General features: G+C 41.7%; 19 protein-coding genes and 1 pseudogene. 7 read left to right on the forward strand and 13 right to left on the reverse strand.

Annotated features, from left to right (window positions below; genetic code table 11):
• Positions 1–77 precede the first annotated feature (77 nt).
• Positions 78–518: pseudogene (locus CF596_RS10180) on the forward strand (OmpA family protein); the annotation flags it as partial.
• A 333-nt stretch (positions 519–851) separates the two neighbouring features.
• Positions 852–4,688 (forward strand): phosphoribosylformylglycinamidine synthase, encoded by a 3,837-nt coding sequence (gene purL / locus CF596_RS10185; RefSeq protein ID WP_096902379.1) that lies wholly within the window; start codon positions 852–854, stop codon positions 4,686–4,688.
• A 26-nt stretch (positions 4,689–4,714) separates the two neighbouring features.
• On the opposite strand, the gene CF596_RS15015 is transcribed toward purL, so the two are convergent.
• Positions 4,715–4,846, reverse strand: coding sequence for a hypothetical protein (locus tag CF596_RS15015; protein ID WP_256732322.1), 132 nt, complete (start codon positions 4,844–4,846; stop codon positions 4,715–4,717).
• 51 nt (positions 4,847–4,897) lie between these two features.
• On the opposite strand from CF596_RS15015, the gene CF596_RS10190 reads away from it, so the two are divergent.
• Both CF596_RS10190 and epmA read left to right on the forward strand, forming a co-directional pair.
• Positions 4,898–5,965 (forward strand): 4-phosphoerythronate dehydrogenase, encoded by a 1,068-nt coding sequence (locus tag CF596_RS10190; protein WP_096902380.1) that lies wholly within the window; start codon positions 4,898–4,900, stop codon positions 5,963–5,965.
• Positions 5,962–6,942: an EF-P lysine aminoacylase EpmA gene (gene epmA, locus CF596_RS10195; RefSeq protein WP_096902381.1), complete on the forward strand. Its 981-nt coding sequence runs from the start codon at positions 5,962–5,964 to the stop codon at positions 6,940–6,942. Before CF596_RS10190 ends, epmA begins: the two co-directional genes overlap by 4 nt.
• Positions 6,943–7,112: 170 nt before the next feature.
• On the opposite strand, the gene CF596_RS10200 is transcribed toward epmA, so the two are convergent.
• The 6 genes from CF596_RS10200 to ahcY form a co-directional block, all read right to left on the reverse strand.
• Positions 7,113–8,348: a multifunctional CCA addition/repair protein gene (locus tag CF596_RS10200; protein WP_004972751.1), complete on the reverse strand. Its 1,236-nt coding sequence runs from the start codon at positions 8,346–8,348 to the stop codon at positions 7,113–7,115.
• Between the two features lie 90 nt (positions 8,349–8,438).
• Positions 8,439–10,718 carry an NADP-dependent malic enzyme gene (locus tag CF596_RS10205; RefSeq protein ID WP_096902382.1) on the reverse strand — a complete coding sequence of 760 codons (2,280 nt, stop codon included), beginning with the start codon at positions 10,716–10,718 and terminating at the stop codon, positions 8,439–8,441.
• Positions 10,719–10,856: 138 nt separating this feature from the next.
• Positions 10,857–13,733: an EAL domain-containing protein gene (locus CF596_RS10210; protein ID WP_096902383.1), complete on the reverse strand. Its 2,877-nt coding sequence runs from the start codon at positions 13,731–13,733 to the stop codon at positions 10,857–10,859.
• A 186-nt stretch (positions 13,734–13,919) separates the two neighbouring features.
• Positions 13,920–14,636 (reverse strand): 16S rRNA (uracil(1498)-N(3))-methyltransferase, encoded by a 717-nt coding sequence (locus CF596_RS10215; RefSeq protein WP_004972758.1) that lies wholly within the window; start codon positions 14,634–14,636, stop codon positions 13,920–13,922.
• A gap of 41 nt (positions 14,637–14,677) precedes the next feature.
• The gene (gene metF, locus CF596_RS10220) at positions 14,678–15,514 is read right to left on the reverse strand and encodes a methylenetetrahydrofolate reductase [NAD(P)H] (protein ID WP_096902384.1); all 837 of its coding nucleotides are present in this window, start codon (positions 15,512–15,514) and stop codon (positions 14,678–14,680) included.
• Between the two features lie 183 nt (positions 15,515–15,697).
• Complete coding sequence (ahcY, locus tag CF596_RS10225) at positions 15,698–17,080, reverse strand: adenosylhomocysteinase (protein ID WP_096902385.1); 1,383 nt, start codon at positions 17,078–17,080, stop codon at positions 15,698–15,700.
• Between the two features lie 220 nt (positions 17,081–17,300).
• Here ahcY and CF596_RS10230 point away from each other — a divergent pair, with 220 nt between their 5' ends.
• Positions 17,301–17,807: a cysteine peptidase family C39 domain-containing protein gene (locus CF596_RS10230; protein WP_096902396.1), complete on the forward strand. Its 507-nt coding sequence runs from the start codon at positions 17,301–17,303 to the stop codon at positions 17,805–17,807.
• A gap of 90 nt (positions 17,808–17,897) precedes the next feature.
• On the opposite strand, the gene CF596_RS10235 is transcribed toward CF596_RS10230, so the two are convergent.
• On the reverse strand, positions 17,898–18,410 hold the full coding sequence (locus CF596_RS10235) for a tetratricopeptide repeat protein (RefSeq protein WP_004972766.1): 513 nt from the start codon (positions 18,408–18,410) through the stop codon (positions 17,898–17,900).
• Positions 18,411–18,616: 206 nt separating this feature from the next.
• Here CF596_RS10235 and CF596_RS10240 point away from each other — a divergent pair, with 206 nt between their 5' ends.
• Positions 18,617–18,877, forward strand: coding sequence for a hypothetical protein (locus CF596_RS10240; RefSeq protein ID WP_004972768.1), 261 nt, complete (start codon positions 18,617–18,619; stop codon positions 18,875–18,877).
• Positions 18,878–18,954: 77 nt separating this feature from the next.
• Here the strand turns inward: CF596_RS10240 and CF596_RS10245 are convergent, their stop codons facing one another.
• The gene (locus tag CF596_RS10245; protein WP_004972770.1) at positions 18,955–19,341 is read right to left on the reverse strand and encodes a carboxymuconolactone decarboxylase family protein; all 387 of its coding nucleotides are present in this window, start codon (positions 19,339–19,341) and stop codon (positions 18,955–18,957) included.
• A 211-nt stretch (positions 19,342–19,552) separates the two neighbouring features.
• Positions 19,553–20,566, reverse strand: coding sequence for a lipoyl synthase (gene lipA / locus CF596_RS10250; RefSeq protein ID WP_096902386.1), 1,014 nt, complete (start codon positions 20,564–20,566; stop codon positions 19,553–19,555).
• A gap of 287 nt (positions 20,567–20,853) precedes the next feature.
• Between lipA and sthA the strand changes: the two genes are divergently transcribed.
• Positions 20,854–22,269, forward strand: coding sequence for a Si-specific NAD(P)(+) transhydrogenase (gene sthA / locus CF596_RS10255; protein WP_096902387.1), 1,416 nt, complete (start codon positions 20,854–20,856; stop codon positions 22,267–22,269).
• A 131-nt stretch (positions 22,270–22,400) separates the two neighbouring features.
• Here the strand turns inward: sthA and CF596_RS10260 are convergent, their stop codons facing one another.
• The 3 genes from CF596_RS10260 to CF596_RS10270 form a co-directional block, all read right to left on the reverse strand.
• Positions 22,401–22,826: a VOC family protein gene (locus tag CF596_RS10260; protein WP_096902388.1), complete on the reverse strand. Its 426-nt coding sequence runs from the start codon at positions 22,824–22,826 to the stop codon at positions 22,401–22,403.
• A gap of 194 nt (positions 22,827–23,020) precedes the next feature.
• Positions 23,021–24,232 (reverse strand): MFS transporter, encoded by a 1,212-nt coding sequence (locus tag CF596_RS10265; RefSeq protein ID WP_096902389.1) that lies wholly within the window; start codon positions 24,230–24,232, stop codon positions 23,021–23,023.
• A gap of 194 nt (positions 24,233–24,426) precedes the next feature.
• Positions 24,427–25,479: an OmpW family outer membrane protein gene (locus CF596_RS10270; protein ID WP_096902390.1), complete on the reverse strand. Its 1,053-nt coding sequence runs from the start codon at positions 25,477–25,479 to the stop codon at positions 24,427–24,429.
• Between the last annotated feature and the right edge of the window lie 312 nt (positions 25,480–25,791).

The raw sequence follows: 25,791 nt of genomic DNA on the forward strand, positions 1-25,791 counted from the left end.
GATCAAAAACGAGCAGATGACTTAGTAAAACGCAATTTTAATGCAGATCATCCTGACCCTTGCGAAGCAATGCTTCTCATCAAATTCAAGCTACGACAGCAAACTTTCAGGCTTTGGTACAGCAGCCTTATCGTTTAAACACGCAGCTTTCAGGGAATCAGTATGAACAAAAGATGCTGGATGCTACGCTCAAAAACAGGATTATTGAGTTTGAATCGGGTAGTGCGATTTTAACTGATGCAGGTCAAAAAATTCTGGATGAAATGGTTGTGGCATTGAAGCAAGTTGGCACCAAAAAAGTGAAAATTGTTGGACATACAGACAGTTCGGGCGACGCGCATAAAAATATAGTGTTAAGCCAATCACGTGCAGAAGTGGTAAAAAATTACTTGGTCGATAAAGGTATTACGGCAACGCATTTAAGCACCGAAGGTCAAGGTTCTAATCAGCCTGTCGCAGACAATACAACGCTAGAAGGACGTAAGAAAAATCGACGTATTGAATTTGAGGTGCTTTGATTAGTTGATATTGAGCAAGGCGGAAGTTGAGCGTCATGTCCTGATTTTGAGAGCATCTGCGTTTAAATAGATATGGCATAGAAAATAAAAACAGCATCAATCATTCAGTAATTTGCACAGTGAGAGTGCTTTGTGCAATTTAAAGCGCGAATCTAGAATACATTGATCTGAAATAGAGTCTTTAAAGCAACATTCGAAAGTTTTACTGCCGAAACGCGCCAAGAAAACCATTTTCCATCTAGCTGATTATGGCATTTCACAGTAGAATATGCGCTCTCTTCAAGTCACATTGTGGCATGGTCCAAAAGATCAGCCCGTGGAGCCAAAATCAGCATGTTTATCGTTGCCGGTGCACCTGCACATTCATCTTTTAAGAAAACTCAACTCTTAAACCGTTTAGCGTCAATGAGTTCTGTTCAATCTTTCGATAGCCAATGGGTTTATTTATTTGACCAAGCGCTCGACGAGCAACAACAGCAATCTGCTTTACAGCTTTTAAACGATGGTGCATCTTTTGAATTACGCCAAGCTGCAAGTGATGAAGTTCAAATTTTAGTGACACCACGTGTGGGCACAATTTCTCCTTGGTCATCAAAAGCAACCGATATTTTTGCCAACTGTAATACGCCTGTACACCGCCTAGAACGCGGTGTTTTGTTTACCTTAAAAGGTATTGCAGACGTTTCAAACGAAGTAAAACAAGTATTGCATGACCGCATGACCGAAAGTGTGTTTAACCACATTGATGATGCAGCAGCGTTATTTGTTGAAACTGAACCAAAGCCTTTAAATAGCATTGATATTTTGGGTGAAGGCAAAGCGGCATTGGTAAAAGCCAACAGTGAGTTTGGTTTTGCCTTATCTGATGAAGAAATTGACTATTTAACTGAAGCATTTATCAAGTTAGGCCGTAATCCGCATGACATCGAATTGATGATGTTTGCACAAGCCAACTCTGAGCACTGCCGTCACAAAATCTTTGGTTCTGAATGGACAATTGATGGCGAAGTACAGCCATTATCATTGTTCCAAATGATCAAAAATACTTATAAAGAATCACCAACAGACGTATTGTCGGCTTACAAAGACAACGCTTCGGTGATTGTTGGTTTTGATACGCAGCGTTTCTATCCGAAAAAAGATGCTGCAACAGGTCACTACGTTTATAAATATAAGAGCCAAGCTGCCCACATTCTTATGAAAGTGGAAACACACAACCACCCAACTGCAATTGCACCATTTGCAGGTGCTGCGACAGGTTCGGGTGGTGAAATCCGTGATGAAGGCGCGACAGGTCGTGGTGGTAAACCAAAAGCAGGTTTAACAGGCTTTACAGTATCGAATTTAAATATTCCTGGTTTTGAACAGCCTTGGGAAGAAAACTATGGCAAGCCTTCACGTATGGCATCGCCATTACAAATTATGATTGAAGGCCCATTGGGCGGTGCAGCGTTTAACAACGAATTTGGTCGTCCTGCGTTAAATGGTTACTTCCGTACTTTCGAGCAAAACGTGAATGGTGAAGTAAAAGGCTTCCATAAACCAATCATGATTGCAGGTGGTTACGGCAACATTCGTCCAGACCATGTCGAAAAAGACCCAATTCAGCCAGGCGATTTATTAATCGTTTTAGGCGGCCCTGCGATGTTGATCGGTTTAGGCGGTGGCGCTGCATCTTCTGTAGATAGCGGAACCATGGGTGAAAATCTTGACTTCGCTTCAGTACAACGTGAAAACCCAGAAATGGAACGCCGTTGCCAAGAAGTGATTGATACATGCTGGCGTTTGGAAGATGCTAACCCAATCGTATCAGTGCATGACGTGGGTGCAGGTGGTATTTCGAACGCAATGCCTGAGTTGGTGAATGATCACGAACTAGGTGCTGTACTTGATTTGCGTAAGATTCCATCTTTAGAACCAGGCATGTCACCAATGGAAATTTGGTCAAACGAAGCGCAAGAGCGTTATGTATTGGCCATCCGTCCAAGTTCTTTAGAATTATTTGAATCAATCTGTGCGCGTGAGCGTTGTCCGTTTGCAGTATTGGGTGAAGCGACAGAAGCGCGTCATTTAACGGTTGAAGATCCACTGTTCAATAACAAAGCTGTAGATATGCCAATGCAGGTCTTGTTAGGTGGTACGCCACGCATGAGCCGTTCTTATGAAAGCATTGAGCGTCAAGGTGATGATTTTGATGCAGCTCAAGTTACTGATCTGAAAGATGCGATTTACCGTGTCATCAAGAATCCAACTGTTGCTTCTAAATCATTCCTAATCACGATTGGTGACCGTTCAATTACAGGTATGGTTGCACGTGATCAGTTGGTTGGCCCATGGCAGGTGCCTGTTGCAGATGCAGCAGTAACCACTACCAGCTTGCAAGGCTTTACAGGTGAAGCAATGGCGATGGGTGAACGTCCACCTGTAGCTTTATTAAACCCTGCAGCATCTGCGCGTTTGGCAGTGGCAGAATCTATTTCCAATATCATGTCAGCCAAAATTGACCAGATCAGCGACATTAAATTATCTGCAAACTGGATGGCAGCAGCAGGTCAAAAAGGCGAAGACCAAGCTTTGTTTGAAGGTGTAAAAGCCATTGGTATGGAAATGTGTCCTGCGCTAGGAATTGCAATTCCAGTAGGTAAAGACTCATTGTCTATGCGTACCACTTGGAATGACGAAGGTGTTGATAAATCTGTAACTTCACCAATGTCAGGTGTAATTACTGCATTTGCACCAGTGACCGATGTACGTAAAACACTAACCCCTGAATTGAAAAATACCGATTCAGTATTGGTACGTATTGACTTGTCTAAAGGTCAGTTCCGTTTAGGCGGTTCAATTTTAGCGCAAGTGTATAAAGCTATTGGTTCAGTAACACCAGATGTCGATAACTTTGACGAATTCAAAGCATTCTTTGCTTTGGTACAAGACTGGAATAACCGTGGCTTGATTCAAGCTTATCACGACATTGGTGATGGTGGTTTATTGGCAACTGTAACAGAAATGATGTTCGCTTCACGTTTAGGTGTGGCGTTAGAAGATCAATCTGTTGCGGCATTGTTTGCTGAAGAAATTGGTGCAGTACTACAAATCTCTAAAGCAGACTGGGCTAACTTAGCTGCTGAAGTTGCTGCATCTACTTTGAAAGATGCGATTTCGGTAGTCGGTACAGTTAATAGCACAGACCAACTTGCTGTAAATGGCTTGGTGCTTGAACGTGCCGATTTGCAAGCGGCTTGGAGTGAAGTATCACACCAAATCCAGCGTTTACGTGACAACTCAGAAACTGCTGATCAAGAATTTGCTTTGATCACAGACAAAAACCACAAAGGCTTAATTGCTCAACCGACATTTGACTTAAATGAGCCAGTTGAAGCGCCATACATCAACACACGTCGTCCTAACATGGTGATTTTACGTGAACAAGGCGTAAACGGTCATGTAGAAATGGCGGCAGCATTTGACAAAGTCGGCTTTAACACCGTTGACGTACACATGAGTGACTTGCTTGCAGGGCGTGTCGATTTAGACGACTTTGAAGGCTTAGTGGCGTGTGGTGGTTTCTCTTACGGTGACGTATTAGGTGCTGGCGGTGGCTGGGCGAAGTCGGTCTTGTTCAACCCGAAATTACGCGACCAGTTTGAGAAATTCTTTAACCGTCAAGAAACGTTCTCACTGGGTATCTGTAACGGTTGTCAAATGTTGTCACAATTAGCACCACTCATTCCAGGTGCAGAAGCGTGGCCACGTTTCCATCGCAATACTTCAGAAGTGTTTGAAGCGCGTAGCGTTAACGTCCGTGTGGAAAAATCAAACTCTGTATTATTGCAAGATATGGAAGGCTCGATTTTACCAATCACAGTGGCACATGGTGAAGGTCGCGTCGTTGCACCAGAAGCTAATTTGGCAGCCTTGAACGCAGGCAACCAAGTGATTTTACGTTATGTCGATAGCCACGGAAATGCGACTCAACATTATCCAATGAACCCGAATGGTTCGCCAGAAGGTATTTCAGGCGTAACTTCAAAAGATGGTCGTGCAACAATTATGATGCCGCACCCTGAACGTAATTTCCGTGCGCTTCAACATTCTTGGAAACCTGAAGAATGGACTGAAGATGGTGCATGGTTACGTATGTTCCGCAATGCGCGTAAATTTATTGGTTAAGATTTAACTCGCTTAATCTATAGCAGTCAGCCACCTTCGGGTGGCTGATTTTTTTGCTGTGAATATGCAACTTTTATATAGACGTGCATGTTTCCACCTAAATGAATCGTCGGCTTGCTGTTCAACAATTCTGCATTAATCTCAACAATCATAGTCATCCTAGACAACTCAAGCTATCATAAACAAGCAAACACACATGGGATGGCGTTATGAAAATCATTGCAGATGAAAATCTGGCATATACCGATTATTTCTTTGCAGATTTGGCAGAAATAGAGCACAAGGCTGGACGCCGTCTAACGCATCAAGATGTGCAAGATGCTGATGCGCTGCTAGTTCGTTCCGTCACCCAAGTGAATGCAGCATTGATTCAACAGACCGCGCTTCAATTTATTGGCAGCGCGACCATTGGCACAGACCACCTTGATATCCCAGCCATCGAGCAGCAGGGCATTGCATGGTCAAATGCGGCAGGTTGTAATGCGCAGGCGGTGAGTGAGTATGTGATTACCGCATTGCTTCATCTCGAGCCTGAATTACTACATGCCAATCAAAACTTTAAACTTGGCATTATTGGACTGGGCAATGTCGGCTCGCGCTTGGTCAAAATGGCACAATTATTAGGTTGGGATGTCATCGCATACGATCCATTTGTGCAGTTGCCCAATGTGCAGCAATGTGACTTAGATGCACTATTACAACAGGCAGATGCAATTTCCATTCATGTGCCATTAACAGAAACTGGTGAACATCCTACTCATCATTTAATTAATGCAGCGCGTTTGGCATGTATGAAGCCTCAAGCCATTCTGATTAATTCAGCGCGTGGGCCAGTGGTAGAAGAAGCGGCTTTAATGCAGGATATTCAACATACTCAGCGTTTAGTGGTATTAGATGTTTTTGAATATGAACCTGAAATCTCTGCAGAATTATTAGATTTGCTTGCTTTGGCAACCCCGCATATTGCAGGGTATAGCCTAGAAGGCAAGGCACGCGGCACACAAATGATTTATCTGGCTTTTTGTGAAAATTTTGGTTTAGATGCCACAAAACAATTTGAAACTCAATTGCCAAGCTGCGCGCAATATTTCAAAACCCAAGATTTGAAAAATAGTCTGCATGCACATTTAAGTCAAATTTATGATATTGCACAGGATGATGCCAATTTACGTGCCTGTGTCAAAGCGGGCAAAGTTGAGCAGCAGGCTTTTGATCATTTAAGAAAAACCTATCCTCTGCGTCGTGAATGGGCAGCACACGGAGGCCCGCAAGCATGAGTTCAAATCTCCAATATCAACCAACTTGCGACTTAAACAGCATGCGCGCACGTGCACAATTGTATGCACAAATACGCCAGTTTTTTGCGGAACGTGAAGTACTTGAAGTTGAAACGCCAATTTTGTCACAGGCAGGAGTGACAGATGTGCATTTGGCTTCAGTACAAGCACAGCGCCATGTGCAGGGCAAATTGCATACGCACTATTTACAGACCTCACCTGAATTTGCCATGAAGCGTTTATTGGCCAGTGGTAGTGGTGCTATTTATCAAATTTGCAAAGTCTTTCGTGATGATGAGCATGGACGTAAACACAACAGCGAATTTACCATGTTGGAATGGTATCGTCCCGAATTTAGCCTGAAAGAGCTTATGTTTGAGGTGACAGATTTACTTAATCTGACGTTAAAACAACGCTTTGGCGAAGTACGTCCAACAGTGTTGAGTTATAAACACGCATTTATGGATCGTTTGGATTTAAATCCTTTACAGGCAAGTCTGCAACAATTGAAAGACTGCTGTCATCGTGTGGGTTTGCATCTGGATTTGGGTGATGACCGTCTAGGCTACATCGACCTATTGTTTTCACATTTTGTAGAACCAAGTTTGGGCTTTGATGCTCCTGTATTTTTAACCGATTTTCCACCTGAATTAGCATCTTTGGCTAAAACCAGAACAGATGATGATGGGGAATTGGTCGCAGCCCGTTTTGAGCTATATATCGAAGGTTTAGAGCTTGCCAATGCCTATGATGAATTGATTGATGCTACTGTGCTGCGTTCTCGTTTTGAAGCCGATAATGCAGAACGCGCACAACTTGGTTTACATGTGATGCCAATTGATGAATATTTATTGGCTGCGTTGCCGAACATGCCTGAATGTTCAGGTATCGCCTTGGGCATAGATCGCTTATTGATGATTGCAACTGAGCAGATGCGTTTAGAGCAAGTGATTAGCTTTCCTGCGCAGCTTGCCTAAAAGCAAAAGACAGTTTCTTATTTCAAGAAGGATTTATTTGAGCTAAAAAGCCGTAGCTTCTATATTTTAGAAGATTACGGCTTTTCGATCAGAAATTTAGGCTGACTTAAATAGGTTAAGAATGATAGATCAAAGAACGCATGTAATGACGTTCTATAGACTTAAATAGCCTAAGCAGTAGCAGCCAAGTGACGTGCCTTTAATTGCTCAATCGCTTTAATGCGTCGTTCAATCAGCATTTCACCAATATCGGGGCCTTGGACATCGGCAGGTAAGTCTTGCGCCTTAATGCTGCGTACCACTTGAATCGCTTCCAAAATATAGCTCGCTTGCGGATAGTCACGATCTTCCAAACCTAAACGCCCACGAGAGTCACATTCACAGGCTTGTACAAAGGCTTCTACACGCTCAGGACGACGCAAGACATCCAAACGCTGTAATAAGCGCCATAACGTGCCAGGCTTTAAGCTCAATGCTTGGTGGCATTTTAAATGCTCTTTACATACAGCAAGTGCAAGTTGTTTGGTATTGGTCGGTACGCGCAGGCGCTCACACACTTCCGTTACAGGTCGAATCCCACGTTCTTCATGCATAATGTGCCGTGGTAATTCATCGGCAGGGGTCAAGGCCTTGCCTAAATCATGCAATAACACTGCAAAGCGTACATCGAGTGAGTAATTGGCACGACAGGCTTGTTGTAGTGACATCATGGTGTGCACACCACTGTCAATTTCAGGGTGATATTCAGGACGCTGTGGAATACCGAATAAAGCATCTAATTCAGGAAATAAAACTTTTAAAGCACCACAGGCACGCAATGTTTCAAAATAAACATCGGCACGTGCTTCCATTAAGGCACGTGAAGTTTCTTTCCATACGCGTTCAGGTGTCAGCGCATGTAACTCACCAGATTCTGCCAACTCTTGCATTAATAACAAGGTTTCAGGCGCAACCACAAAGCCTAAAGCATGATAACGTGCTGCAAAACGAGCAATACGCAGCACCCGTAACGGGTCTTCTACAAAAGCATTGGAAACATGGCGCAGCACTTTATTGCACAGATCTTGCTGTCCACCGTAAGGGTCGTAGACATTGCCATCACTATCCATTGCCATGGCGTTAATGGTTAAATCACGACGGATTAAATCTTCTTCTAAGGTCACGCTTGGGTCGGTATGAAATTCAAAACCGTGATAACCGTGTCCAGATTTGCGCTCAGTGCGAGCAAGTGCATATTCATCTTTGGTTTCAGGATGAAGAAAAACAGGGAAGTCTTTGCCCACAGGTTGAAAGCCTTGAGCCAAAAGTTGTTCGGGCGTTGCGCCAACGACAACATAATCTTTTTCGTGATAGGGATGCCCGAGTAAGTGATCTCGAACTGCACCGCCTACTAAATAAACTTGCATGAAAAAACCTCTATTCTTCAAGCAATCATGCTACAGAATAGAGGTTTTCTCAAGTCTATAATTCTGAGTCAGTCACTCAGAAATATAGGTTTATGCTTTAACTTGTGCTGTTTGTTGAATTTCAGCAACAGTGAGTGCAGTCATATTCACAACACGACGTGTCGTTGCAGTCGGAGTCAAAATATGTACAGGTTTTGCTGCACCTAACAAGATAGGGCCAATCGTAACATTGTTACCTGAAGTCGATTTCAACAAGTTAAATGAAATATTGGCAGCATCTAAGTTCGGCATAATCAACAAGTTTGCAGAACCTTTGAAGCGTGAGTTCGGGAAAGCAAATTGACGAATATTTTCGTCTAATGCTGCATCACCGTGCATTTCACCTTCAACTTCAAGCTCAGGTGCAATCTCACTCAAGATTTCAAAGACTTTACGCATTTTTTGTGCGCTAGAGTCTTGTTGGTCAGAACCAAAACTTGAGTGAGAAAGTAGAGCAACGCGTGGTGTCATACCAAAACGGCGTACTTCTTCAGCCGCTAAAAGTGTCATTTCAGCCAACTGTTCAGCAGTTGGGTTAGTGTTGACATAAGTGTCGGCAATGAACAAGTTGCGATCTTCAAGCATCAATGCGTTAAGGGTAAAGAAGTTAGTGCGACCTTCTTTTAGACCAATCACATTTTTCACGAAATCAAGGTGAATATCGTAGCTAGAATAAGTACCACATAACATACCATCGGCTAAACCATGTTTCACTAACATTGCTGCAATGAGGGTAGAGCGACGACGTGCTTCACGCTGCGCGTATTCAGGTGTAACGCCTTTACGCTGCATGATGGTGTAGTAATCATCTGCAAATTTTTCGTAGTTCGGGTTGTTTTCCTGATCTACAATTTCCATATTCACGCCATGTTCCAGACGTAAACCTAGCTTTTTAATGTTCGCTTCAATCACTGAGGTACGACCTACAAGGATTGGTTTAGCCAAGCCTTCATCCACTGCAATTTGTACTGCACGAAGTACGCGTAAGTCTTCACCTTCTGCATAAGCAATACGCTTAGGGTCAGTTTTTGCTTGAGCAAAAATAGGCTTCATCATAAATGCCGAGTTATATACAAACTCAGACAAACGCTGACGGTATGCAGAGAAGTCTTGAATTGGACGACTTGCTACACCTGAATCCATTGCCGCTTGAGCAACTGCAGGTGCAATTTCAAGAATTAAACGCTGATCAAGTGGACGTGGAATTAAATAGTCACGACCGAATGATGCAGATTTTTCACCATAAGTCGCAGCATCTGCTTCAATGTGTGCCATGCGTGCAATTGCGTGTACACAAGCAATTTTCATTTCTTCGTTGATGGTAGTTGCGCCAACGTCTAATGCACCACGGAAAATATACGGGAAGCAAAGTGCGTTGTTAACTTGGTTCGGGTAGTCCGAACGACCAGTCGCCATAATCACATCTGGACGTACTTCATGCGCATGTTCAGGTAAGATTTCTGGATCTGGGTTAGCCAAAGCAAAGATAATTGGATTTTCAGCCATTTCTTTGACCATAGCTTTGGTCAAGATACCCGCTGCAGAAAGACCAAGGAACATATCCGCACCGCTAATTACATCAGCAAGTTGCGTTCCTTCAATGTCTTGCATATAGCGTTTTTTCGAGTCATCCAAACCTTCACGTTTGGTGGTGATTAGACCGCGCGAATCTGCAACAATGATATTTTCTTTTTTCGCGCCCAATGCACACAACAGGTCTAAACAAGACAGTGCGGCTGCACCTGCACCTGAAGCAACGATTTTGATTTCTTCAATCTTCTTGCCGTTAAGTAACAAGGCATTGAGTAGGGCAGAACCTACAATGATTGACGTACCGTGTTGGTCATCGTGGAACACAGGAATATTCATGCGTTCACGAAGTTTTTGCTCAATGTAGAAACATTCTGGCGCCTTGATGTCTTCAAGGTTGATACCACCAAAAGTTGGTTCTAATGCTGCAACAATATCTACAATTTTGTCTGGATCATTTTCAGCAATTTCGATGTCAAATACATCGACACCAGCAAACTTTTTAAAGAGTACGCCTTTACCTTCCATCACAGGTTTAGACGCCAAAGGACCGATATTACCTAAACCTAATACTGCTGTACCGTTACTAACGACAGCAACCAAGTTACCGCGAGCGGTATAAAGTGCAGCTGTTGAAGGATCACGTTCAATCTCTAAACATGGTGCTGCGACACCTGGTGAGTAAGCGAGCGCTAAGTCACGTTGGTTGACCAGCTGCTTACTTGGTGTAACGCTGATTTTTCCTGGTGTTGGAAATTCGTGATAGTAAAGTGCCTGCTGTTTTAATGATTGATCGTCCATCTGAATCTCGTATGTGACAAGTTAGCCAGCGGTGCTGGTGGATTTTTATGAATCCTATCGAATATACCATTACTTGCCCTATTAGCACAGTCGTTGCTGTTTATTTTTAGAGCAAACTTAGAGCTTTCGGGTCTAGTTTCAGATTAAGGAGCTATAAGCGCGTGAGTCCTGACGTGCTTGTAGAAACAGCGTTGCTTCCTGTTCAGGTAAAGGCTTGGAAAATAAATAGCCTTGCGCAATGTCACATTTCAAATTCTGCAAATACTGTAACTGCTGTTCAGTTTCGATCCCTTCTGCAACAACTGTCATGCCCATGGCTTTGCCCATCGCAATCATGGCACTCACAATCGCCTCTTGTTTGGAATGACCAATTTTTGAAATAAAGCTGCGGTCTATTTTCAGGCTGTCAATTGGGAAGTCGGTTAAATAGGATAGGGATGAATAACCTGTACCAAAATCGTCTAAGGAAATATGAATGTGGCGTTGTTTAATTTCATCGAGCAGTGATTTCACGGTGCTTGAATTTTCAACTAACGATGATTCCGTGATTTCCAACTCCAGACTGTCACCTGAAATTTGGTAGGTGGCCAAAGCATCATCTAAATCTTGTAATAACTGACCACGTTGCAATTGCTGTGCTACCACATTGACCGATACGCGAATATTATTAAAACCTAATTGCTGCCATTTCTGAATTTGTTGTGCAGTTTGTTGAATCACTTCACGACCAATTTCAGAAATTAGACTGGTTTGTTCTGCAATAGGAATAAATAGGTTGGGTGGAATAATGCCTTTGCTCGGATGCTGCCAACGTACCAATGCCTCAAACCCAACCACTTGATAGTTATGGAAATCAACTTTAGGTTGATAATATACAATTAATTCATCATTTTTAATGGCTTGGCGTAAGTCACGCTCTAAATGCACATCTTGTTCTAGCAGTTTGGTGTTGTCTAAAGCGTAATATTTAACGGTATTGCCACCTAAACGCTTAGCCTCAGATAAGGCTTGTTCAGCACAATTATTTAGATAATCCAACTGGCGTCCATGTTCAGGATAGAGTGAAACCCCCATCGATAGGGTAATAATATGTTCTTGTCCCTGTACATTAAACGGCAAATTAAAGGCTTTGGTGATACGTTCACAGTGCTCTTCGATTGAAGGGCGAATGTGAGAAATTTCATACACAATTGCAAAATCATCGCCATTTAAGTGTGCAACAAACAGCGCTTCGGCATTGGTGATACGTAAACGCTGCGCCACTTGGCGGAGTAATTCATCACCACCATTATTGCTTAAATATTCGTTTAAAGGTCTGAAACGGTCAATATTGAGTCGAATGACCGCCAATTGCTGCAATGAATCTTGCTGCGAAATAAGATATTGATGTAGTTGATAATTATAGTAAAAGCGATTAGGCAAGTCGGTCAGTGGGTCGTAATTTTCTAAATAGGATAGACGTTGTTCTTGTAGTTTATGTTCGGTTAAATCAGACACAATCCCAATATAATTAATAATGCGGTTTTGCTCATCGGTGACGGCATTGATATGCACACGAACTGCGAGTTCTTTACCAGAGCGGAATCTTGTATTCATTTCAGCATCATATTTACCTGTGCTGAGCAATTGTTGAAGAATTTCTTCTTGCGTAATGCGTTGATGTGCTTTGTGGGACTCGACCAAATCAAACAGATATTTGCCTAAAATATGGTCGCGTTTAAATCCGCTCATTTGTGCATAGAATGGATTGGCTTCAATATAGCGTAGGTTTTCATCTAAAATAAAAATACCTTCGGCTGCCTGTTCAAGTACGCTGGCAGTGAGTTTTAAGCGTTCTTGCCCAATCCGTTCTTGGTGAATGTCACGGCGAATCCCCACCATGCGTAAAGGTTTATTGGTGACAGGATCACGCTCAATCACCCGCCCAATATCATGCACCCAATACCATTGACCTGAACTATGTTGTACGCGATATGTGGCTTGATAGCGTTCAGTTAGACCCCGTAAATGTTGTTTCATGGTTTGGTGAAAGTGCGGAATATCATCAGGGTGAATCAGTTGCTGTAATTTATTCCGATGCTGTTTAGTATTCTCTAAAGGAGTTTGCTGTGCGCCACTACCAAAGACAATACTGCGTTGCCGTATATTCCAGTCCCATGCTTTTAGACCTGCGGCTTCATGTGCCAAAATTAAACTATGTTGTTGATTGATTAAATCTTGGTGCGTTTGTTCTAAGTCAAAGGTACGTTCTCTTACTTTTTGTTCTAGCATTTGATTGTTAAATTGCAGTTGAAGTTCAATATCTTTGGACTTGTTCATTTCAACTTGTAATTGTTGGCAGAGTTGATCTGTCCAGCCGACTTGTTGCTCTGCGGCTTTTTTGAGTTGGTCGTTCTTAAAATAGACGCTCGATAAACGACGATGCATGTGCATTGAAGTATTGGCACAAATCAGTAAGGTAATTAATGCAAAATTTGTCGCGAGAAAAAAGAAAGCGGAAGTTTCGGAGTGAACTAAAAACTGTGCGACAATATAGGGTGTAATCACTGGAATGAATACCCAGCAAAAATAACTCAAGCGCTGCGTTAAAAAGGTGAGGGCAAAGGTTTGACTCACAATAATTAATAAGGCCGCTAAAATAATCGCTTCATAGTTGCTCAGTTCAGGGTTTTGCTGAGGTAAAAAGTAATACAGTAAACTTACCCCAACCGCGATTGCTGTTCCGATCAAGAAACACACCAATTTTAACCAACGATGTGCTTGTTGGAGTTGATATTGTCCCACTTTAAAGTGAATTGCTGTGAGCAGTAAACACGAACCAATGGTCAGTTCAGTGAGAATAAACCAGATATTGAGGTAGGGTGATGAATGTGAGAAAGAAATTTGATAAATAAAAAACACATACAGGCAAACAATCAGGATGCTGACCAAAAAGAATCGAATAAGCCGAATGGTATTGGTGATTTGCGCAGCATCTAAGTATTGCTGCAACAATTCATCTTGAGCGTCTGACATACTTCCCCAAAATCTAGTTAAATGATTCCATCATTTATATTTTTAAATAACATCACTTTCATGCATAAAATATTACTGTTTTGTGTTTAAATTTTATGCAAATTTTTTAATATATTGTTCGAGATTAATCCTGTACTTTATAAATTGCAATGTTATTGGCAATCGATTTCTGTAAAAACGGATAAATTACTCGGCCAAGCGATAATTTAAGAGAGCTAAAGCAACCACAGGTGCGGTTTCAGTGCGTAATACCCGAGTACCAATACACCAGTTTTGAAAGCCAACCGCATTGGCAGCGCTAATTTCTGTTTCGCTTAAACCACCTTCAGGCCCAATTAATAAAGCCAAATCTTTACTGACATTGTTTAGCACATCTACTTGATCTTTATTCGGTGCTAACACTAATTTGGTGGTAGGAAGGTCACTATTCAGCCAGTCCTCTAAACGTAGTGGGGCTAAAATTTTCGGTACGATATTCATGCCACATTGTTCACAGGCTGCAATGGCAATGCCTTGCCAATGATCTAATTTTTTTTGATCGCGGTCATATTTTAAGCGCATTTCACAGCGTTCAGAGGTGAGCAACTGAATGTTAGTCACGCCAAGCTCTACCGCTTTTTGAATCGCATAATCCATACGATCGCCTTTGCTCATTACTTGTCCTAATAAGGCGCTAAAGCTTGGGATGCGATTGTCTGGATTAAAACTTTTAATCTGCACTTGCGCTGTTTTTTTGGTAACTTCAACCAGTTCCACTTCATATTCACCACCTTGCCCATTGAACAAGGTGGCGGTTTCACCGACTTGTGCGCGTAGTACTTTCACCCAGTGATGAAATACTGTTTCAGTCAGTTCAACTTGCGTATCTACTGCTAATTCAGCCTCAATATAAAAACGGGGCATAGGGATTACTCGTTCAAGTCAATAAATATGAAAAATACAGCTTAAGCCAAACCAAGATCTGTCACTAATTGACGAGTCGGTTCGGTGTTGTTCATGGTGTAAAAATGCAAACTTGGTGCACCACCTGCAATCAGGCGTTCGCACAGTTTAATAATCACTTCATGACCAAAGGCTTTGATTGAAGCTGTGTCATCACCATAGGTTGCTAATTGCTTACGAATCCAGCGTGGAATTTCTGCACCTGTACCATCTGCAAAGCGAATTAAATTGCTGGCATTGGTAATCGGCATAATGCCAGGCGCAACAGGAATATTCACACCTTGCTTTTGAATACGTTCTACAAAGTAAAAGTACGCATCTGGATTAAAAAAGAACTGGGTGATGGCAGCATTGGCACCAGCATTTACTTTGGTGACAAAGTTTTTAATGTCTTGATCAAAGTGGTCTGCTTGTGGATGCATTTCAGGATAAGCCGCAACTTCAATGTGAAAATGATCACCTGAATGTTCACGAATAAAACGCACCAAGTCAGACGCATACGGCAATTCGCCTAAACCAACTTGACCTGAAGGTAAATCACCACGCAAAGCCACAATGCGGTCAATGTCTTGTGCTTTATAAATATCAAGCAATTCAGCAATACGCGCTTTGTCATCACCAATACAAGACAGGTGCGGCGCTACAGGTGTGCCTTTGCCATTGAAGTCGCTAATGGTCGATAAAGTACGTTCACGAGTAGAACCACCTGCACCATAAGTGATAGAAAAAAACTCTGGATTTAAAAGTTGTAATTCTTGATGCACAACTTTGAGTTTTTCTGCACCTACATCGGTTTTAGATGGGAAAAATTCAAATGAAATAGGAACTTGTTTGGTCATGATTAAATCCTTGTTATAAATACTTATTTATATTTTTTCACCTCTCCTAAATCCTCTCTTGCGCTGGGTTTAAAAGCAGTGCTTTAAACTTGCTCAGGAGAGGACTTACCCTCGAATACATTCATTAAACAATGAATCATTCCCTCTCCCTATGAGAGAGGGTTAGGGAGAAGGATTAAAAACTTAGTATTTATAAGCATCCGATTTAAACGGACCTTCAACAGCTACACCTAAGTAGTCCGCTTGTACTTGAGTCAATTGTGTTAATACACCCCCAAAACCAGCAACCATTGCAGCAGCAACTTCTTCGTCTAGTTTTTTCGGTAAGATTTCAACACGAATTGCCGCTTGTTTTTGATCGGCAGGAAGATCGGCAAATTTCTCTGCAAATAAGTGCATTTGTGCCAATACTTGGTTAGCAAATGAACCATCCATAATACGTGATGGGTGACCTGTTGCGTTACCCAAGTTCACTAAACGACCTTCAGAAAGCAAGATTAAATAATCGTTTTCGTTTTCTGAACGATACACTTGGTGTACTTGTGGCTTCACTTCAACCCACTTATAACCACGTAAGTAGTTGGTGTCGATTTCAGTATCGAAGTGACCAATGTTGCATACAACAGCGCCTGCTTTAAGTGTATCTAGCATTGCTGCGTCACACACGTGATAGTTACCTGTTGTAGTCACAATCAAGTCAGTATTTTCTAAAAGCTCTAGGTTCACGTCTGCTTTATTGCCTGTTTGTACGCCATTCTTGTACGGAGATACAACTTCGTAACCATCCATACATGCTTGCATTGCACAAATTGGGTCAATTTCAGAAACACGAACAATCATGCCTTCTTGACGTAAAGATTGTGCAGAACCTTTACCTACATCACCATAACCAATAACCAATGCACGACGACCAGACAATAACATGTCTGTACCACGTTTAATCGCATCGTTGAGTGAGTGACGGCAACCGTATTTATTGTCGTTTTTAGATTTAGTCACAGAGTCGTTGACGTTAATTGCAGGCACTTTTAAAGAACCATCTTTCCACATTTCAATTAGACGTTGTACGCCCGTAGTGGTTTCTTCAGTAATACCGTGAATGCGCTCTAATAATGCAGGATATTTCTCGTGAACAAGTGCAGTTAAGTCACCGCCATCGTCCAAAATCATGTTGGCATCCCACGGTGTGCCATTTACATTAATTTGTTGTTCAAGACACCATACATATTCTTCTTCAGTTTCGCCTTTCCAAGCAAAAACAGGTACACCTGAAGCAGCTATTGCTGCAGCAGCGTGGTCTTGAGTAGAGAAGATGTTACAAGAAGTCCAACGAACTTCTGCGCCCAATTCAACTAGCGTTTCAATTAAAACAGCAGTTTGAATGGTCATGTGGATACAGCCGAGAATTTTCGCGCCTGCGAGAGGTTTTGCAGCTGAGTAGCGCTTACGCAAACCCATAAGGGCTGGCATTTCTGCTTCTGCAAGTTTGATTTCTTTACGACCAAAATCAGCTAGTGTGATATTGGCAACTTTATAATCTGTAAATGAAGCATTAACCGCGTTCATCACGATCTCCTTATAAAAAACAATTGATCATTCAGTTCGCGGATGCCGTTTCTTGCATAGCAAACGCGTTGCTATGCTGGTCGAGCCTGGCGATTTTACATTTCGTGCCTGTAAAACGTCGCAGCATCCCTCGACTAGCGCGATATTGTACTTGGAAATTGATTCAGTTCCAATCATGTTTTGTTTATTATCACTACAAACATATTTTTGAGATTGAATGATGGCTTTAGAGCTTCCTCAAGAGTTGGCAAATTTAGAAGCCAACGGCGGGATTTACGCAGTGTGGATGTTGCTACGACACTTAGGAATTGATGCCGATATTCAACAATTGATTGAAGTGTGTGGTTATACGCCAGAGCAGGGCACAACCACAATTGGCTTGGCTGTTGGACTGAAAAAGTTTGGCTTTAATGTGCAGTTTTATACTGACCCTGACCCAGATTTACAAGATGCAGAAAAGTTAAGTTATGCCGAAGCTAAACAGCTTAAATTGCCTGTATTGGCGGCAATCGGCTATCAGCAAATTCAGCACGCATTTGATGAAAATAAATTTATAATTGTCTATTACGACACTTTAGAAGGCGTGGGCAATCACTCATTGCTATATTCAATTGATGATGCTGAAATTTGTTTCTTTGACAGTTTTGAGCCGATGCCTGCGGCTGTGTTTGAACAACAGCGTCAGCAAGAGGGCATTTGCAGACAAGTAATTGTGGTCGAAGTCTAAGTGTTATTCAAAGTCTAAGCTTTATTCAATGACGATTCGAGTCATGCAAAAAATTGTCTAGCCCATCAATTGATTGGCTAGACAAAGGGATTACTCCGCTGCGTCTGCTTTTTGTGTCCAATATTCAGCTTTATTTTCGTCAGCATCTACACCCAAAGCATTTGCATAAATAAAAGCAAGGTCTCGCATGGCTTGTACTTCGCCCAATTCTGCTGCTTGCTGTACCAATGCCACAGAGCGAGCGACATCTTGTTCAACCACATCACCACGACGGTAGTAGCCTGCCAACTCTAAAATAGCGGCAGGGTGTTGTGCATCACTGGCTTTTTTGAGCCAGACAAAAGCATCTTCAAAATGTTGTTTGGCATCTTCAGGGTCATCTTCTAGAACATCTTTGGCATATACGGTATAGCCTTCACCAAGCCAATACATGGCTTCGATATGTCCGTTTGCGGCAGCTTTGAGCGCCCATTGTTCGGCAAGTTCAATATCTTCATTAAAATCGCTTTGCATATACAGCACCGCCATTTCAAATTGGGCATCGGCTTGTCCTGCAATGGCGCGGTTCATTAGCGCAGGGGAGATTGAAACAGATTCTGACATAATGTCATCCAGCAAAATTACAACATAAGATTGTGCGATAGCCTAAAAGGTCTGCTGGGAAAAAGCCATCTTCGGTGTGATTTTTTTTAAAAAATTAGGGTTAATTGATCATGCGTTTATGCAGACAATAACAAAAAATCACTTGAGCCATATCGTCAAGTTTCAATATGCTGAATGTTAAACATGGTCATAATGAGAACAATAAGATGGCAAATTTTTTAACTGCTGAACAAGCAAAAGTTTATTCAGATCATGCCAAGCTAGATATTGAATTATATAAGCAGCGTTTGGCGTCTTTAATCGAAGAGAATGCCAAGCAGGGCAATACCGCAGTTTTTACTGTGCTGCCAAAACATTTACCTTTAGAAGATATTCGAAATTTATCGGCACAGCTGACTGATTTGGGTTATCAGGTGCGCTTTGAGTTAAATGAGTTCTTTTATAGCTTTAATGTGTATTGGATTTAAAACTCAACTCTACCGACATTTCACCAAATAGTTTTAGTGAAATGTCGAGCGTTTATATTTTTTGATTTAGATTGCGTTTAAGTATTTGCAGTATGTTCTGCCAAAACTTCCAACGCTGCGCGAAAAGCTTCCTGAGTTGCAGGTGCGCCACAATAAGGCAAGCTGTGTAACAAGACTTCCTGAATTTCTTCGACACTTGCCCCGTTATTTAGCGCACCACGAATATGTCCTTTAAGCTCTGTCGGGCTTTTTAAAGCAGTTAAAAAGGCGATAGTAATTAAGGAACGATATTTGCGTGGTAATACACCTTCACGTTGCCAAGTTGAACCCCATGCATGTTCATTAATCCAGTCCTGCAAAGGTTGGGTAAATGGTACAGTGTTGTCCTGTGCGCGTTTTACAAAGCTTTCGCCCATGACTTCAGTGCGAACTTTTAAGCCATTGTCATAGTCTTGTTGTGACATTTTACTATCCCTGTTTTATTGTTTGAGCTCGGTGTATAGATTAAGTGCATAGATTAACAATTTATGGCGATGACACCATGCGCACTTGGTCGTAGACCATCAAAATATATTCACATCTATCTATTTTTAATATATCCACAAGGTATAAAAAACCCCGAACATAAAGTCGGGGCTGTTTTAGCTTTATCGCAAATTTTGAAATAAGCGAGTGTTAAGCTTCAATGGTTTGCACGCTAATTTTTTTAGCAGGGTCGGCTTTACGACGTACTGTTGGTACAGGTTCACCATAATATTGACGGTCTGCAAAATAACTTGAACGTACCATTGGCGCAGCCCAAATATTTTTAAAACCTAACTTTTGACCATGCGCTGTATAACGCTCAAATTCTTCAGGTGTTACAAAGCGGTCAATTGGCGCATGTTCTTTAGATGGCTGTAAATATTGACCAATGGTCACATAATCTACATCGTGCGCTTTAAGATCATCTAACAGTGCAATAACTTCTTCTTCAGATTCTCCAATACCTACCATCAAACCGCATTTGGTTGGAATATCTGGGCAATATTCTTTAAACATTTTCAGCAAGTTCAAAGAGTGCTGATAGTCTGAACCCGGACGCATGGCTTTATATAAGCGTGGCACAGTTTCAATGTTGTGGTTAAAAACATCTGGCGGACATTCGGTCATAATGCGTAGTGCAATATCCATACGACCACGGAAGTCTGGCACCAAAATTTCTAACAACGTATTTGGGCTTAAAGAGCGGGCTTCTTTAATACAATCGACAAAATGTTGTGCACCACCATCTAACAAGTCATCACGGTCTACAGAGGTGATCACGGCATATTTTAAGCCTAAGTTGGCAATGGTTTCTGCCATGTGACGAGGTTCTTCAGGATCTAGTGCATTTGGACGACCATGCGCAACATCACAGAACGGGCAGCGACGGGTACAAATATCACCCATGATCATAAAGGTTGCTGTACCACCACCGAAGCATTCTGGAAGGTTTGGACAAGCGGCTTCTTCACAAACGGTGTGCAATTTTTGCTGACGCAAAGTGGTTTTAATACGTTGAACTTCTTCTGGTGCCGTCATTTTGACCCGAATCCAGTCAGGTTTACGAGGCGTTTCAACCGTAGGAACAACTTTTACAGGAATACGTGCGACTTTTTCAGCACCACGAAGTTTGACACCCTGTTCTGGTTTACGGTTTGCAGACATATTCAACTTTTCCACTGTTTTTGAAAGGGGAGAGATTTAGTGTAGGCTAGATTTTACGTGAAATAGAGTCTGATTAAACCGAATCTAAGTGCAAAAGTAAAATGTCACCTTAACTTCATCATAAGACGGTTATTATAACGAAATTGTGCTTAAATTGGGTAAAAACGATATTCATATAAAAAATGTGGTTATCACGTAATATATGCACAGTAAATACAGAAAATTCAAAAGATTTACGTCATAATATAGCCCATTGAAAAGACAGATTTAAAGAAAAGGAGCGTTGAATGCCACGTAAAAAAGAGGTCGTTAGTGGAACTTTCGTGAAGTACGATGCGGTTGTTCTCGGTTCAGGCCCTGCGGGTGAAGGCGCGGCAATGAAACTTGCCAAATCTGGTAAGCGTGTTGCGATTGTAGATGTTCGTGAGCAGCTTGGCGGTAACTGTACCCATGTGGGTACCATTCCAAGTAAAGCATTGCGTCAGACAGTGTCGAATATTATCCGTTATCGCCGTGACCCAATGTTTAAAAAAATGGGCGATTGGCGTCAGTTCACCATGAAGCAAGTGTTGCAAAGTGCGCATAAAGTTATTCAGCAGCAAGTTGAAACGCACTCTCGCTTTTATGACCGTAATGAAATTGCGATTTATCATGGTCGTGCTTATATCCAAGATAAAAATACGGTCTTGGTATTTGGTGCAGATGGCATTAAAGAAACCATTATGTGTCAGCAAATTGTGATTGCGACAGGTAGCCGTCCATATCGTCCAGAAATGTTGGATTTCAACCATCCACGTGTATTTGATTCAGACAAAATTTTGGATTTGGATTTCTCGATTCAAAAAATTATTATTTATGGCGCGGGTGTGATTGGTTGTGAATATGCATCCATCTTCATTGGTTTAGATCATAAAGTTGATTTGATTAATACTCAGCACAAATTGCTCAGCTATTTGGATGATGAAATTTCAGATGCCTTGTCATATCACTTGCGTGCGCAAGGGGTGCTGATTCGCCACAATGAGCAAATTGATCATTTAGAAACTTTTGATGATCACGTGGTTTTATATTTGCAAAGTGGCAAGAAAATCAAAGCCGATGCGATTTTGTGGTGTAACGGTCGTTCGGGTAATACCGATGGTTTAGGTCTTGAAAATGTCGAACTTAAGCCAAACAGCCGTGGTCAGTTAACAGTCAATGATCAATATCAAACCGAAGTAGAGAATATTTATGCTGCGGGCGATGTAATTGGTTGGCCTTCGTTAGCATCAGCTGCCTATGACCAAGGTCGTTGCGCGGGTGCAAATATGAGTGGCGAAGAAAATGTTGTGCCTGTGACCGATATTCCAACAGGTATTTATACCATTCCAGAAATTTCTTCGATTGGTAAAACTGAGCAGGAATTGACGGAAGAAAAAATTCCTTATGAAGTTGGTCAGGCATCTTTCCGTCATTTAGCGCGTGCGCAAATTACGGGTGATACAGTGGGTGAATTGAAGATTTTATTCCACCGTGACACTTTGGAAGTATTGGGTGTGCATTGCTTTGGTAATAATGCGGCAGAGATTATCCACATTGGTCAGGCGGTGATGAACAGCCCGAACAATACCATTAAGTATTTTGTTGAAACAACATTTAACTATCCGACCATGGCTGAAGCGTATCGTGTGGCGACCTTGAATGGGATGAATCGTTTGTTTTAAGTGATTCTGCTGACTGTAAAATAGAAAATTTAAAACACCCCATAAGATCATTCTTGTGGGGTATTTTTTTATTGACTTGCTGTAAGGAAATTTATGCATTGAGGGAAAGTTGATTTGTGGAACATTGAGCGTTAAATATCAATTTTGACTGATGCCGCACTGCGTGGCGCTTCGCCATGAAAGACAGCTTCAATATTGTTACCATCAGGATCAAGTACATAAGCTGCATAATAACCAGGATGATAAGCACGTTCATCAGGTTTGCCATTGCACTTGCCGCCATGTGCCAATGCTGCAAGATAGAAAGCATTGACCATTTCACGATTTTTAGCTTGAAAGGCGAGATGATGACGCCCAGTGAGTATGCCTTGTGCGGCAGGACTTTTTACTGAGGAGATAAAAAGTTCATCTGCCCAAAAGTGATCATTGGCTGTTCCCATAACTGGAATATCCAACACTGCCAAGATGGCGGTATAAAATGCTCGACTTGCTTCAAGGTCACTCACCACAAGATGAATATGGTCAATCAGTCTTCCACGATGCAATTGAATCTGCATAAGACGCTCCATGTCTAAAGCGGAATTTTGAATAGCAAAATAGACTTAATATTTTAGAGATTGGGTTTTAATGCGCACAAAACGCCTGATTAAAATATTCGAATAGTTGTGGCGTTTGCATCCATAAAAAGATCGATAAGCCAAAAAGGGCAGTGATGGCAAGTGTGAGCAATACTTTAAAATTCAATAAAGAATTAATCATGAATGACGTGCTCCTCATCTACCCAAAAATGGACCAAGACCGCAAACGCACTTAAAGCAATAGAAACAATCCAGATTGCATTATAGTTACCTGTCAGATCGTGATTTAAACCGCCAAGCCATCCACCAAAAAATGAGCCGACTTGGTGTGTGAAAAACACAATGCCGCTGAGCATGGTCAGGTACTTAATCCCAAACATATTTGCCACAATACCATTGGTCAAAGGCACTGTAGATAACCACAATAAACCCATAATGATCCCGAATGCATAAATTGTCCAGATGCTTAAAGGCAGGATTAAAAAGGCGATAATGGCAATGCCGCGTAGTCCGTAAAGCCACATTAGCAAATGCGGTTTGGAATAGCGACCGCCTAACCAACCCGCCGTATAGGTGCCTACAATATTAAATAAGCCCACGAGTGCTAGAAAAACTGTGCCTGTGGTTGCATTAAAGCCATGATCAATTAAGTAGCTAGGTAAGTGAATCCCAATAAAAACCACTTGAAAGCCACAGACAAAAAAGCCCAAAGCTAAAAACCAAAAGGGTTTATGATTTTTGGCAATCACCAAAACCTGCTTAAAGCCTAAAGCGGGTTGGCTGACTGAACTTGCATTAGGGTTTTGATACATGGGTGCTTTGAGCATCCATGCCAAAGGAACAATCAAGGCAATTAAAATTGCACTGACAATTAATGCGCCCGACCAGCCCACATTTTGTAATAACAATAAGGTCGATGGCAACATGATAAATTGCCCAAACGAGCCTGCAGCACTGGCAATACCCATTGCAAGGCTACGCTTTTCTGGAGGAGCAGCGCGACCTACTGCAGAAAGTAGCACAGGGAAAGAGGTTGCAGAAAGTGCCAAACCTAAAATTAAACCCACACTTAAATTTAGCAATAAGCCTGTCGAGCTGACGGCCATGAGCAATAAGCCGAGTGCATACAGTGCGCCACCAACTGCAACTACAATTTTACTACCGTATTTGTCTGCAAAAGCACCTGTGATGGGTTGGACTGCACCCCAAATTAGGTTTTGCATGGCAATGGCTAAACTAAAGACATTATGTCCCCAGCCAAATTCATGGCTCATAGGCACCAAATACAAACCAAATGCATGCCGAACCCCAAGCGATAATGCCAAAATAATGGCGCTTCCAATTAACATATAAATTAGAGGTTTGGAAAATTGAGCATTCGACATAAGGCATCCACGTATGGCTAACAGCTTGTTATGGTAATCGATTCAGCTCAAGAGCGCGATAAAATAAAATTCATCAAATGATAAAATTGAGTTATCAAGATAGAAGCGATTGCTTTAATTAAATAGTGTAAGAAAAAATAAGACGACCGTAGCCGTCTTAAATTTAGTTGAAAGTGGAAAAGTAAAATTAGAGATTAAAAACGCATACCAAAACCTGCATAGGCAATCACTGGATTCACTTCAATATCTGCTTTAGAGTGAATTAATTCGCCGTGTTTGGCATCGGTCACCGTAATGGTGGTTTCATTTTTAAGGTGTGCATAAGATAGTGAGCCAACTGCAAACCATTTTTCATTGAAGTCATAGGTAAAACCTACAGTCGCAACTGGCGCAAACGCATCGGTCGCATCTAACTCAACTTTTGGGTTGGCTGAACTTGGTTTGCCTTCTAAAGATGCGCCTGATTTTCCTTCTTTAATATTGGCAATCATGTGACCTGAAGCAATTAAGTCCTGCTCAGTACGTGGATTAATTTCTAACTCATTGAAATAGGCATACATCAAACCGACGCCAACATAGGGGCGGAACTTATTTACGCCTGTTTTGCCAAAGTGATATTGAAACTCAAATGCAGGTGTCCATGCTCGGGCAGAAGCAGCAGGGCCATGTGCTGCTAAATCGGTAATGAAAATATCGTTTTGTAATTCTAGCTCACCCAACGCACCGCCTAATGGACGTGCAATTGCGGAGAAAGGTGCATAAATTTTCCCTTTGCCTTGCAAATCAACTTTAGGTGGAATGCCGCCTTTGACTTCAAAGGAAATATTATCAGTAAAGAAATAGTTACTGATGATACCCAGTGTAGTGACATCATCTGCTTCTAAACCTGTACCGGGATTATCCCATTGTTCCAAACCTGAAATTGTGGCTTGTCCACTCATGTTGGCAGGCACGGTAGGCAGCAAATTTAATGCTCCGCTTAATAATATGGGTGGCTCAAAACCGTCACGTAAATTATCTTTTACAGTTTGCGATTGAACCTCACCGACATCCGCTGTGTAGCCATTGTGGATGGCTGTATTGACCCGAAAAGGTTGTGCTTTACCTTGTGGCATAACGTGCAGCGCACCTACCGAAACAGAAAAGCGTTTAAAACCATCACCATCTTTTAAACTAAAATAAGGTGAGTTGGCATAACTGATGACTGGCAAACTACTCAGTGCCAAACAGCATAGTGTTTTTTTCATTGTGGAACTCCATGTCCAATTTTGCTTGTTGTTATTTACGGCATTGTTATGCAAGGCATTATGAAATGGACTGGAAAAATAAAACTGTTGTTTTTACAAGATATTTTTTTAAACTTTTGTGAATAACTGGAAAAGTGTGCAGGTGTTTTGTTAAATCCAAAACTGTTGAATACGTGAAAATGCTTGTTTTATTGGATGGCTTTAAAGTTCTATTGGTTTGAAATAAAAAGATTTTATAGAAATTGTATGCGTTGAAATTAATAAAAAAGACCAGTCGAAACTGATCTTTTTGACATACGGGTTAAATTTTTA

Source organism: Acinetobacter sp. YT-02, from assembly GCF_002412355.1.
Lineage (GTDB): Bacteria > Pseudomonadota > Gammaproteobacteria > Pseudomonadales > Moraxellaceae > Acinetobacter > Acinetobacter towneri.